The following is a 12,180-nucleotide window of genomic DNA, read 5'->3' as shown; positions in this document are numbered from 1 at the left end:
GGCTCCGGAAAGGAAAACGGTCAATGGATGAGGATCAGGGCGATCAGCAGCGGCACCAGCAGACCCAGCCCGACCAGTGGCCAGGTCATGCGGCGTTGGCGGGCGTGCAGGTGCAGCAGGAACAGGCCGGTGATGCAGAAGACCAGGCAGGCAACGGCGAAGATGTCCAGGAACCAGCCCCACGCCGGGCCGGCGTTGCGGCCCTTGTGGAGGTCGTTGAAATAGGAGACCCAGCCGCGCGCGGTGGATTCGTATTCCACGGCGCCGGAGTCGCGGTCGATGCTCAGCCAGGCGTCGGCGCCGGGGCTGGGCATGGAGAGATAGACTTCGCCATCGGACCACTCGGCCGGGCGGCGGCCGATGGCGATGCCGAGCTGGGCATCGAGCCAGCGGCTGGCCTTGCGCGGCAGCGGGGCAGTGCCGTCGGCGCGGTCGCCGAGCGTGCCCAGCAGGTCGGCCGGCAGCGTCAACTGCTGGCTGACCACCACCGGTTTGGCTTCGATCTTCGCCGCATGGTTGAGGGTGATGCCGGTGGCGGCAAACAGCAGCATGCCGATCAGGCAGACGGCCGAGCTGATCCAGTGCCACTGGTGCAGCGTGCGCAGCCAGAAGCCGCGGCTTTGTTGTTGCTGCACGCTGGAGGAAGGAGTGGTCACAGGCAGGGATCAGGAGCTCAATGGCGAATTACACCATTGATGAGAATGGTTCGCAATTTTGGGCAGGAAGGGGGGCCGACCCGCGGTCGGCCCCCACCACAACACCCGGCAAGGTGGCGCCCGACCGCGGGTCGGGCGGCGCCTCAGAACCTTGCGTTCAGCGACATCCAGTAGCTGCGACGCTGGTCCTTGGTGGCGTAGTCATCCACGCAGTTGTACTCGCTGTCGCTGATCAGCACGCACGACTGGGACACGAAGTCCTTGTCGAACAGGTTGTTGACGCGTGCGTTGAGGGTCAGCCACGGGGTGATGGTCCAGCTGCCACCGAGATGGAAGACGGTGTAGTCCTCGTAGTAGCGCACCTGCGAGGTGCTCACGCCGCCGACGCTGGTCACCAGCGTGTCGCGGTAGCGGTCGTAGCGGCCTTCGCCGATCAGCGACAGGCTGACCGCATCGTTGAGCTGCCAGTTCAGGCTGGCGTTGGCCATGTGGCGCGCCGGGGTCGTGGTGCCGCCCACCGGCTTGCCCTTGTCCACGCCGCTGGTCTGCTCGGAACGGGTGTAGGTGTAGTTGCCGCGCAGCTGCAGGTTGTCCAGCAGGTCCACGTAGGCAGCCGCTTCCACGCCCTTGGTTTCGGCCTTGTCCACGTTCACGCTCTGGGTGAACGTGCTGTAGCCCAGTTCGGCCCAGCCCGGGCCCACGTCCACGCAGTAGCCGCCGCCAGCCGGGGCGACCTCGCAGTTCGGGAACGTGCCGCCGCTGGCGATCTTGTCGTCGAACTGGTTGAAGAAGCCGGTGACGTTGAAGCCCCAGTCGGCGCCCTCGTAGTAGGCGGCCAGCTCATAGTTGGTGCTGGTTTCCGGCTTGAGATCGGGCGAACCCACCAGCGGCAGCACGCCCTGGCCACCGAAACCGGTGACGCCGGGGAACAGCTGGTCCGGGCGCGGGGTCTTGTAGCCGGTGCTCACGCCACCCTTGACGGTCCAGGCATCGCTGGCGTTCCACACCAGGTAGCCGCGCGGGCTGAGGTGGCTGCCGAAGATGTTGTGGTGGTCGTAGCGCAGGCCGATGGTGGCGGTCAGCGTATCGGTCAGCGACCAGTTGTCCTCGGCGAACACCGACGACATGCGGTGCTTCTGCTTCACGTTGTCCTGGTAGCCGTTGCCGTCCATGCCGAACACGCCGTCGGTCATGTCGGTGTCGGTGTACTGGCCGCCCACGGTCAGCTTGTGCGCGCCGAAGGTCATGTCCAGCATCGTGTCGAGCACGATGCCGTCCAGTTCCATCGTGCGCAGCGGACGCGGCAGGAAGGCCTGCAGCCGCGCCAGCTCGGCCGGGTTCAGGGCGGTCAGTGCGTTGCCGCGGCCGGCGGCGCAGTTGTTGGCCGCGCCGGTGCGGCGGCACACGTCGTTCCACAGAGTCTGCAGGTCGGCGCGCTCGTCCAGGGTCAGCGGCAGCGAGCGGCCCAGGTTGTTGCTGGTGGTGTGGGTCAGCGTGGTCTGCCAGGTGCCGAAGTCGTACCGGCCCTGGTGGGTCAGGGCCACCTGATCGCGCTCATAGCGCTGGTAGGCGGTGTAGCCCACGCGCGGCTGCCCCACGCGGCGGGTGGTGGTGCCGGTGCCGTTCGGGTTGGGAAGGGTGGCATTGCCGACGCGCCACAGGCTGGCCAGGCTGTCCAGTGTGCCGGTCTGGCCCTGGCTGTTGTCGTACTTCTGCCGCGAGACGTCGTAGTCCAGCCACAGGTCGTGATCGTCGTTGACGGTGAAGCTCAGGCGCAGGCCGGTGTTCCAGTTGGTGTTGGCCACGGCCTTGCCGCCGCCGCCGAAGCCGATGCTGCGCGCCCACAGCGTGCCATCGGGCAGCGGCAGGTCATCCCATTCCGGGTTGGAGGCCTTGGCATCGTAGTAGCTGCCGCGCACCGACAGGCCGATGCGGTCCTTGACCAGCGGGCCGCTCAGGTACACGTCGGTGGTGCGCGCATCGCCGAACTGGTCGTCCTGCTGCACGGTGAAGCCCTGGGTGACCGAGCCGTGCCAGGTGTCCTGGTTGCGGCGGGTGATGATGTTGATCACCCCGCCCATCGCGTCCGAGCCGTACAGGGTGGACATCGGGCCGCGCACCACTTCGATGCGCTCGATGGCATCCAGCGGCGGCAGGTAGGCGAACTGGCCGCCGCCGAAGTTGTTCGGGTACAGCTGGCCGACATTGCTCTGGCGACGGCCGTCGATCAGCACCAGGGTGTATTCGGACGGCATGCCCCGCATGGAAATGGTGGCGCGGCCGTTCTTGTCGGTGGTTTCCATGCCCACGTCGATGCCTTCGACGTCGCGCAGCGCGTCCACCAGGCTGGTGTACGGGCGCTTGCTGAGTTCTTCGCGGCTGACCACGCTGATGCTGGCCGGCGCATCGGTGATCTTCTGTTCGAAGCCCGAGGCGGTGACCACCACCTTGTCCAGGGTCTGCGGGGCACCGCTGCCGGTGGCGAAGGCCGGCGCCGACAGCGCGCTGAGCAGGGCGATGGACAGGGTGTGGCGGGACAGGGACGTGCGGCGACGCTGGCGCAGGGCCATGAGCAATACCTCGAAAGAAAGACGGATGCGCGGGCCCGGGCTATAGGCCTCGGCACCTGCAGGGGATCAGGGAAGCGCCCGCAAGGCGGGCAGGCAGCGGTGGTACCGGCAGCGCGACGCGGTGGCGTCGGCCGTGACCGGGATCAGCCCTGCGGGGGCGCCTGGCCGCGCTGGACGCGCAGGCCGGGGGCAGCAGGCAGCGGCGTGGCCGGTGCCGAATCGATCGAGGGGGCCACCTGCGGTGGCGCGGCCACCAGTGTGGCCATCAGGGCGTCCAGTCCGTCGGCCGCAGTGGCGGACGGAACCAGGGGCGGTGCTGCGGCGGCGCGCGCGCTGGCGAGCCGGCGCGGCTTGGCCGGGGCCTCTTCCTGCGGGGCGGATTCGCCGCCGCCGGGCAGGCGTTCGTCCATCGGCGCCTGCACCAGCTGCGCACTGCCGGGCACGGCGTGCCCGAGCATCGGCAGGATGGCCAGCAGCATCGACAGCAGGGCCAGCCAGGCCAGCACCGTCGCCAACGCCGGACGCTGCCCGCGCATGGCGGGAGCGAAGCTGCGGTGGCGGTGCGGATGGCGCAAGACGATTCCCTGGACGGCGTTGGATGAGGCACTACGGCCCGACAGCCACGCGCCGGCGGCGGCGCAGGCGGATGGCCAGCGGCGCAGGGTGGGGCGTGGGGCGGCGGGATTGTAGGTGAGATTGGTTATCCGGCGCAAATGCGAATGATTTGCGACTGTAGTCAGGCGCTGCCGTCGTCCAGCAGCGCGCGGACCTGCGCATGCGGGGAGGCGGCCAGCAGCGGGCGGATATGCGCCTGGAACGACGGGCTGCCGGTGGCGAGCGCGCGCTGCAGCCAGCTCACTGCGGCGTCCACCTGGCCGGCCGCGAGCAGCAGCGAGGCATGGCTGGCCTGGCCGCGGAAGTCGCCGGCCTCGGCCGAGCGTCGGTACCAGGCCGGCGCGGCGGCCGGGTCGGCCGCCACGCCGATGCCGTCTTCCAGGCAGCGGCCCACCAGGTTCATCGATTTGGCATGGCCGCGCTGGGCTGCCCGCAGGTACAGCGCGTACGCGGCGCGCTCGTCGCGTGCGGTGCCGCGCCCGGTGCCCACCAGGTTGGCCAGGTTGTACAGGCCCCAGTCCAGCCCCGCCTCGGCGGCGCGGCGGTACCAGACCACGGCCAGTTCCAGGTTGACCGGGGTGCCGGTGCCGAGCTCATGGCAGCGCCCCAGCATGTTGGCGGCGATGGCCAGGCCGCCGTTGGCGGCGCGCTCGAACCAGAGCATGGCGGCGGCGGCATCCTGGGCCACGCCGCGGCCTTCCATGCGCGCCTGCCCGAGCAGGAACTGCGCCTGCGCGTCGCCCCGTTGGGCGGTGGCTTCCAGCGCGGCCAGCGCCGCCGCAGGATCGCGCTGCATCAGCGCGACCAGCGCGTCGGCATCCAATGCCCCGGTGGTCGGCTCAGACATCGGCCCACTGCCGCAGCAGGTTGTGATACACGCCGGTGAGATTGACCAGCGCGGGGTGTTCGGGGTGATCGTGGGTGAGGCGTCGGATGGACACGTCCAGATCCCACATCAGGCGGCGCTGGCCGTCGTCGCGCAGCATGCTCTGGATCCAGAAGAAGGACGCCAGCCGCGCGCCGGCGGTGACCGGGGTGACCTGGTGCAGGCTGGTGCCGGGGTAGAGCACCATGTGGCCGGCCGGCAGCTTGACCCGCTGGTTGCCGTAGGTGTCTTCGATGACCAGTTCGCCCCCCTCGTACTCGTCCGGATCGCTCAGGAACAGGGTGGCCGACAGGTCGGTGCGCACCGGCTGCGGCTGGCCGGCGGCGCTGTAGTCGTAGCGCACGGCGTTGTCCACATGGAACCCGAACGTCTGCCCCGGCTGGTAGCAGTTGAACAGCGGCGGGAAGATGCGGCGCGGCAGGGCCGCGGAGAAGAAGGTGCTGTTGCGGCCGAGCGCGTCAAGGATGATCGAGCCGATCGCGCGGGCGGCCGGGTCGGACTCGGGCAGCTGCAGGTTGTGCTTGGCCTGCGCGGACTGATAGCCCGCCGTCAGGCGCCCGTCGGTCCATCCGGCGGTGGCCAGTTGCCGGCGGGCCAGGCTGACCTGCTCGGCGGTGAGAACGTCGGGAATGTGCAGCAGCATGGTCGGCTCCAACACCTCCCGCGCAGGCGCGCGGGAGGTGGCGTGTGGCTTAGAACGTGAAGTTGAACGCCAGCGTTGCCGAACGGCCCGGCGCGATGGCGGCGAAGTGCGAAGCGTACGCCTTGGTGAAGTAGGTTTTGTTGGTCAGGTTCTGCACGTTCAACTGCAGGCTGTAGCGCGGGTTGAACTGGTAGCCCACCATCGCGTCCCAGCGGGTGTACGACGGCACCCACTTGGTGTTGTTGACGTTGCCGTACACCTTGTCCACGTAGTTGGCGCCGGCGCCCAGGCTCAGACCGGGCACGAACGACGGGGCCCAGGTGGTCCACAGGCTGGCGCTGTGCCTGGCGGTGTTGGGGAACTGGTTGCCGTTGTACGGCGAAGGCACGTACACGCCATTGACCAGCAGGAAGCCGTTGTCCTCGACCACCGCATCCAGGTAGGTGTAGCCACCGAACACCTGCCAGCCCTCCACGATGGTGCCGCTGAAGCCGATCTCGGCGCCCTTGACCTTCTTGCGGCCCGCGTTCTGGGTGGTGCCCGCGTCGCTGAGCACGCGGGCGTTGGTCATCTCGGTCTCGAAGATCGCACCGGTCAGCGACAGGCGGGCATCGAACAGGTCCCACTTGGTGCCCAGCTCGATGTTGCGGCTGCGCTGCGGTTCGAGGTCCTTGATGGTCGCGGTGATGCCGTCGGCGCCGTCGCCGGCATCCACGCCCACCGGCGTGGACGAGGTGCCCCACGACAGGTAGATGCTGCCGTTGGCGACCGGCTTGTAGACCAGCCCGGCCTGGCCATTCCAGAACGAGGTGTCGTTGCGCAGGTGCTGCGCGTTGGCCGCCGCGGTCGGGCTGAACAGATGGGTGCTGTAGTCGTCGAAGCGCGCGCCCAGGTTCAACATCCACTGTTCGCTGAAGCTGATGGTGTCGAACACATAGGCCGACGTGGTGCGGGTGGTCTGGCGCGCATCGTTGAGCGGGTTGCTGCGGGTAACGGTGTGGGTCGCCGACCACGGGTCGTTCGGGTTCGGGTTGGTCAGGTCGGTGCAGTTGTAGCCGGTGGCCGCGCCGGTGGTCGGGCAGCTCTGGTTGCCGGTGACCGGGTTGTTGGTGCCGCCGGTGGTCTGGCCGTTCGGGCGCACCACGTCGCCGATCACGTAGTTGCCGCGTACGGTCTTCTCATCGCTGTATTCCACGCCGGCCGTGAAGCTGTGGCGCAGCGGGCCGGTCTCCAACTCGCCGGTGACGCTGGTCTGGTTGACGAAGCTGTCGGTCTGCGTGGCGCGCGAGTTGGTGCGGCGCCAGATCGTACCGAACAGGTTCGGGTTGCCCTTGCTGTCGTCCGGCTGGGTCCACAGGTAGTCGTTGCGGGTGTCGCCGTAGCGGGTGATGTTGCGCAGGACGATGCCGCCGAGGTCGTGCGACAGGTTCAGCGTGGTGATGTCTGCCTTGGTCTTCTGGAAATCGCGGTCCACCAGGCCGTAGAACGCATCGCGGTTGGTCACGATCGGGCTGCCGTCGCCGTTCAGCGGCAGGTTGGGGCCACTGGTGAACGGGTTGTTGTACGGGAAGCCGCCGGCGTCGGGCAGGTCGTCGGTTTCCATGTGGTAATGGCTGATCACCGCCTGGGTCGGGCCGTTCAGGCCGAACGCCAGCGACGGCGCGATGCCCCAGCGGCTGCTGTTGACCGCGTCGCGGCCGGCCACATCGGCATCGTGGCTCATGATGTTCACGCGCGCGGCGATGCCGTCACCGATCACCTGGTTGGCATCCAGCGTGCCGCGGCGGTAGCTGTCGGTGCCGGCGGCCAGCGAGCCCTGCACAAAGTTGTCCAGCTTTGGGGTCTTGCTGACCAGGCTGATGGTGCCGCCAGCCGAGCCGCGGCCGGAGTAGGCCGAGCTCGGGCCCTTGACCACGTCGATCTGCTCGATCGCGAACACTTCGCGGGTCTGGCTGCCGGCATCGCGCAGGCCGTCCACGTAGATGTCCGACGCCGAGTCGAAGCCACGGATGAAGGGACGGTCGCCGGTCGGGTTGCCGCCTTCACCGGCGCCGAAAGTGATGCCGGGGACCGTGCGCAGCGCATCGAGCAGGGTGGTGGCGGCGGTCTGCTCGATCACCTGCTGGGAAATCACGCTGACCGATTTGGGGGTGTCCAGCAGCGGCGCGGTGAATTTGGACGACTGCGGGCGCACGCGCTCCCCGTGCACATCGACGCCATCCAGCTCGGTGGCGCGCTGCGGATCGGCGCCCGCGTCGGTCTCGGCGTGGGCCAGGGCGGGGGCGGCGATGGCCAGCAGCAGGGCGGACGACAGCGGAGTGGGGCGGACGGTCATGGGATTTCCTGGGGATGCGGACAGGGGCCGGAACAGGCGGAGCGTCGCGGCCGGTGGGTGTGGGGCGGGAAGACAGCGGACAGGAGCGGGCAGGCATGGCCCACGACGCCGCGGCGCGCAGGCGTGCAGGGCATCAACGCAGAGCGTTGACGCCGGGATCAGGCGTAGGGAGGGGCGTGGCCGGGATTGAGCCGCAGCGCGGGTTCCAGCCGCTGCCAGCGCAGCGCGTCGGCGCGCCACAGTGGCACCCGGGCGATCCACGGGGTCCGGTGGCTGGCGCGACGGATGGCAGTGCTGTCCGAGTCGGCGTCGCCGCCGGTCTCGCTGCCCAGCCGGGCCGCGTGCACCCCCTCGGGAACCGGAGCAGGCGCCGACGGGGCGTGCGAGACGAGGTCGAGGGTGCTGTGGCCGGCCGCCTCGACGGCAGCCGCGGGGCGGCCCGGTGCACCCGGTCGGCCACTGTCGCCCGGCCACGCCAGGCCCAGCAGCACCACGCAGAGCGTGGCCCACAGGGCGGCGATACCGAAGCGGCGGCGGCGACGAAGCACGAAGGACCAGGCAGGAGCGGCCAAAGCGCCGCAATGCCTATGTTAATAGCAACAATTCGCGTTATCAAAGACCCGCCATTCAGGCGTCGAAACCGGTCAGTCGCGGTCGTCGCGGGTCCAGACGGCGTCGTGCTCGCGCTTCACCGGGAACCGGGACACCGGCGAGTAGGCCGGCGCACACAGGGCGCGGCCGTCGCGGATGTCGAAGCGCGCGCCGTGCAGTACGCACTCGATGCTGCCCTCGGCGGTGTCGAAGGTGCCCGAGGACAGCTCGAACTCGTCATGCGTGCACTGGTCTTCCAGCGCATACAGCTCGCCGTCCAGGTTGAACACCACGATCGGCGTGCCGGTCACCTCGTCGAAGGTGCTCTTCATCTCACCGGGAAGCAGCTCGGCGCTGGCGCAGACGAAGGTCCAGGTGTCGCTCATGCCTGGGCCACCAGCGGCTTTTCAAGGATCTCGAACTGCAGGTCATCGCGCTTGGGGATGCCGAAGCGCTCGTCACCGTAGGGGAACGGCTTCTTGATCCCGGTGCGGCGGTAGCCGCGGCGCTCATAGAAGGCGATCAGCTCGTCGCGGATGTCGATCACCGTCATCTGCATCACCTCCAGCTGCCACGCCGCAGCCGCATGGGCTTCGGCGGCGTCCATCACCTGCTTGCCCACGCCGCCGCCCTGCAGGGTCGGCTCGACCGCGAACATGCCGAAGTAGCCCTTGCCCTGGTCGTCGGCCACATGCGCGCAGGCCAGCAGACGGCCCTCGCGTTCGGCCAGCAGGATGGTGCTGCGCGGACGTTCGATATCGGCCTGCAGACCCTGCGGGTCGATGCGGGCGCCATCGAGCATGTCCGCCTCGGTGGTCCAGCCGGCCCGGCTGGCATCACCCCGGTAGGCAGCGGTGACAAGGGCAACAAGGGCGGGGATGTCGGCCAGCGTGGCCGCACGGAAGGTGAGGGTGGTCATGGGCACATTCTAGGCGGGCCGGGGCGGGCTGGAAACGCTCCCGCCCTGTTTGGGGATTCGTCCATGCAACGATGCCAAATGCAACGGAACGTGGCTGCTCGATGAATAGATCAAGGTTGATTGAATGTGCGCCTGCAGTGGCCGGGAAACGTCACTGACGTGCAATGATGCGCAGAGGGGGCGAGATGGGGGCGGGGACGCGCTGGCTGGAGAGCTTCCTGCGCTCGATCAAGCCGGGAAATACGGGGGCTCTTGGGCCTGAGGGGGGGCCAAACAAAGCGGTGGAGAGGTCGGGGATGAGCGCCTGGGCGCGCGGATTTGGGTTGTCAATTGGTTTGATCATTATCGCGTATGGCGGCGCGGTAATGCATGGCTTGGCTCAAGGGCCGATCCCATGTCGCGCGAAATGCGGAATTGATTATGCACTGGTGATCTATTTTGGAGAGCCCCGCGCGCATCTGATCATCGGCATGCAATGGACTGTGGTGGGTGTCGCGCTGTGCATCATTTCTCTTCTGGCATCCCGGCGCAGTCCAAAGATAGAGCGCCGTAGGCGTAACCGCAGTCGCAATCGTAGTCGCAAGCGCAAACGCTTCGAAGGCAAGCAATGAAACGCCGCAGCCGTTCCCGCGGCTGCAGTGTGGCCGCCGCGCTTGTCAGCGCATGAAAAACTCCACCGGGAACGACAGTTCCACCGGCGCCGGGCGTTCGTCGGGCACGGCCGGCAGGGGCGCGGCGCGGCGGAAGGTTTCCAGTGCGGCCTGGTCGAGCAGCGGGAAGCCGGACGACTGTTCCAGCGACAGCGCCAGCAGGGTGCCGTTGCGGGCCAGGCTCACGCGGACCTGCACGATGCCTTCCTGGCGCCGCGCGCGCGCTGCATTGGGGTAGCGGCGGAAGCGCTCCAGCCGCGCCATGACGCGGCCTTCCCAGCTGTCGCGGCCAGGCGTGGCTTCACTGGGGCCGGGTGGCAGCGGCGGCGTGAGCGGTGCCGCGGCCACCGACGCGTCCTGCTGCCGCGGCGCGGGCGATTCGACCGTGGGCAGTGGCGGCGTCGGCGGCGGAATCACCCAGTTCGCTGCGGCGCGCGGCGGGGTGTCCGGCAGCGGGCGCGGCGGCTCGGGTTTCTGCTGCTGCACCGACGCGGCCGTGCTCGGGGTCGGTGCGACGATCTCCTCCAGTGGCACTTCCGGCGCACGGGGCGGCAACAGCACCAGCTGGGTGCGCTCGGCGGGCGGCGGTGGCAGGTCCGGCGCGGTCGGCACGCGGGTCCACAGCAGCAGGGCAAAGACGGTGACGTGGGCGAGCACGGTCAGTACGGCCGCCAGGCCATGCGCATGGCGTTCGGCAATCTGCAGCAGCCGGCTGGGCGGGGTGCCGCGCGGAACCGGGCGGCACAGCAGGTACAGCGCGCAGCCGCCCATGCCGATCGCCACGGCGATCCACAGCACGAACGAGGGATGGGCGACGATCCAGAACGCGGCGAAGCCGACGGCCATGCCACCGCAGGCGAATGCCTTGGCACGGCGCGACATCGCCCCCTGCTCGCGCCACAGCACCAGCGGCGGGCCGAAGCGGGGGTGCTGCAGCAGCCAGCGTTCGAAACGGGGCGAGGATCTGCCGAAGCAGGCCGCCGCCAGGATCATGAAAATGGTCGTGGGCATCACCGGCAGCAGCGCCCCGATGATGCCCAGGCCCACCATCAGCAGCCCGAGCAGCAGGTAACCGGCACGCACCACGCGGTGACGTGGGCGGACGGCCGGGACGGCGAGGGTGGGCTGGGTGGCGTCCATCTCAGGCCGCGAACGCCTGTTCGACATAGCCGTGCACGCGCACGAATGCCTGGGTGGCACCGTCGATCATCCGCTGCTCCTGGGCCGGGTCCAGCGCGGCGCCGTCCAGCGCCGCGGTGAACTGGCGCCAGTGCCGGGCGCGCCCTTCCGGGTGTCCGGCGAGGTGACGCGCCCCGCGGGTCTCATCCAGGCCGATGCGTGCGGCCAGTTTGAACAGGATCGCCGCGCCGAGGTTGGAGCCCTCGGCGACGTACAGCCATCCCAGCGCTGTGGCCAGATCGACGTCGGCCGGCAGTGCGCGGCCGTCATCGGCCGGCACGGGCTCGCCGAGGTCGGCCAGATCGGCCGCCAGATCCTGCAGACGCTGGCGTTCGGCCAGATCCTCCACCAGCGCGTGCAGCGCCGGCACCGCGTACAGCGCGGCGATGTCGCGGTGGAAGCGGTACTGCACGCGCAGAAAGCGGCGGTAGGTGTCGATGGAGGCAAACGGGTCGCCGCGCATGATGCGCTGGTCGAGCCGGTCGTGAGTGGCGTGGGTGGCTGCCTTCAGCCGCTGACTGCGGGTCGGGGCGGCGGCAGCAGGGGATGTCGTGGACATGGGCGGGCGCTCCTTAGAAGTTCACGGTGAAGCCCAACCGCACCGTGCGCCCCGGCGAGGCCATCAGGCCCAGCGTCATGGCGTCCATGTAGTAGCGGTCGGTGAGGTTGTCGACGGTGAGGTCGACGGCGACGTGGTCGTTGAGGCGGTAGTTGGCGAATACGTCCACCAGCACGTACGAGCCCCAGTCCACCACCGGGATCAGGCTGGCACCGGCCTCGCGCATCGGCCGGTGGCCGGTGTAGCTGACCCGCGTGCCGGCGGTGAGGCGCTGCTCGAACAGGTGGGTGCCCAACGTCAGCGCGCCGGCCGCGCGCGGCGGGATGTGGTTGCTGGCGTAGCTGTCGTTGACACCGCCGGCGTGGCACGCCTCGGTCCGGGTGGGATACGCGCGGCCGCTGTGGCAGAAGTTGGTGTAGGTGTAGTCGGCGTCCCAGCGGCAGCGCATCTGGCGGCTCAGCCGCGCCAGCAGCCAGCGGTGATGCTCACGGAACAGCGAGGCGAGCGCATCGGGGGAGACGACCGGGGACGCCATTGCGATCTATGCAAATGAGAAGTGTTCGCATTATTGCATGAT

13 protein-coding genes are annotated in these 12,180 nt (G+C 69.1%); 1 reads left to right on the top strand and 12 read right to left on the bottom strand.

The window, feature by feature from the left end; translation table 11 throughout:
- Positions 1-20 precede the first annotated feature (20 nt).
- The 9 genes from OC534_RS18240 to OC534_RS18200 form a co-directional block, all read right to left on the bottom strand.
- Entirely contained in the window at positions 21-656 is a 636-nt protein-coding gene (locus OC534_RS18240) for a PepSY-associated TM helix domain-containing protein (protein ID WP_153164531.1), read from the bottom strand.
- Positions 657-799: 143 nt separating this feature from the next.
- On the bottom strand, positions 800-3,226 hold the full coding sequence (locus OC534_RS18235) for a TonB-dependent receptor (protein WP_262072334.1): 2,427 nt from the start codon (positions 3,224-3,226) through the stop codon (positions 800-802).
- Between the two features lie 143 nt (positions 3,227-3,369).
- On the bottom strand, positions 3,370-3,801 hold the full coding sequence (locus OC534_RS18230; RefSeq protein WP_229296455.1) for a hypothetical protein: 432 nt from the start codon (positions 3,799-3,801) through the stop codon (positions 3,370-3,372).
- A 161-nt stretch (positions 3,802-3,962) separates the two neighbouring features.
- Complete coding sequence (locus tag OC534_RS18225; RefSeq protein ID WP_136006553.1) at positions 3,963-4,688, bottom strand: tetratricopeptide repeat protein; 726 nt, start codon at positions 4,686-4,688, stop codon at positions 3,963-3,965.
- Positions 4,681-5,370 carry a Fe2+-dependent dioxygenase gene (locus OC534_RS18220; RefSeq protein ID WP_017357313.1) on the bottom strand — a complete coding sequence of 230 codons (690 nt, stop codon included), beginning with the start codon at positions 5,368-5,370 and terminating at the stop codon, positions 4,681-4,683. Before OC534_RS18220 ends, OC534_RS18225 begins: the two co-directional genes overlap by 8 nt.
- Positions 5,371-5,419: 49 nt before the next feature.
- Positions 5,420-7,705: a TonB-dependent siderophore receptor gene (locus tag OC534_RS18215; RefSeq protein WP_262072333.1), complete on the bottom strand. Its 2,286-nt coding sequence runs from the start codon at positions 7,703-7,705 to the stop codon at positions 5,420-5,422.
- 158 nt (positions 7,706-7,863) lie between these two features.
- Entirely contained in the window at positions 7,864-8,277 is a 414-nt protein-coding gene (locus OC534_RS18210; protein WP_262072332.1) for a hypothetical protein, read from the bottom strand.
- 72 nt (positions 8,278-8,349) lie between these two features.
- A complete protein-coding gene (locus tag OC534_RS18205; RefSeq protein WP_017357420.1) occupies positions 8,350-8,682 on the bottom strand; it encodes a non-heme iron oxygenase ferredoxin subunit in 333 nt (110 codons plus the stop codon).
- On the bottom strand, positions 8,679-9,215 hold the full coding sequence (locus OC534_RS18200; protein ID WP_136006561.1) for a GNAT family N-acetyltransferase: 537 nt from the start codon (positions 9,213-9,215) through the stop codon (positions 8,679-8,681). Before OC534_RS18200 ends, OC534_RS18205 begins: the two co-directional genes overlap by 4 nt.
- A 296-nt stretch (positions 9,216-9,511) precedes the next feature.
- On the opposite strand from OC534_RS18200, the gene OC534_RS18195 reads away from it, so the two are divergent.
- A complete protein-coding gene (locus OC534_RS18195; RefSeq protein WP_153164527.1) occupies positions 9,512-9,826 on the top strand; it encodes a hypothetical protein in 315 nt (104 codons plus the stop codon).
- Positions 9,827-9,871: 45 nt separating this feature from the next.
- On the opposite strand, the gene OC534_RS18190 is transcribed toward OC534_RS18195, so the two are convergent.
- From OC534_RS18190 to OC534_RS18180, 3 genes are read right to left on the bottom strand one after another with little or no spacing between them, the layout of a single operon-like run.
- The gene (locus tag OC534_RS18190; RefSeq protein ID WP_246864051.1) at positions 9,872-11,005 is read right to left on the bottom strand and encodes a TonB family protein; all 1,134 of its coding nucleotides are present in this window, start codon (positions 11,003-11,005) and stop codon (positions 9,872-9,874) included.
- A gap of 1 nt (position 11,006) precedes the next feature.
- Positions 11,007-11,603, bottom strand: a complete 597-nt coding sequence (locus OC534_RS18185) for a biliverdin-producing heme oxygenase (RefSeq protein WP_153164526.1) — start codon at positions 11,601-11,603, stop codon at positions 11,007-11,009.
- A gap of 13 nt (positions 11,604-11,616) precedes the next feature.
- Positions 11,617-12,138, bottom strand: a complete 522-nt coding sequence (locus OC534_RS18180) for a TonB-dependent receptor (protein ID WP_136006568.1) — start codon at positions 12,136-12,138, stop codon at positions 11,617-11,619.
- Between the last annotated feature and the right edge of the window lie 42 nt (positions 12,139-12,180).

The sequence above is a fragment of the Stenotrophomonas sp. Marseille-Q5258 genome, assembly GCF_946900935.1.
Classification (GTDB): domain Bacteria; phylum Pseudomonadota; class Gammaproteobacteria; order Xanthomonadales; family Xanthomonadaceae; genus Stenotrophomonas; species Stenotrophomonas nematodicola.
The sequence above is the reverse complement of the archived record's forward strand: the minus strand, read 5'-3'. Positions and strand labels throughout refer to the sequence as shown.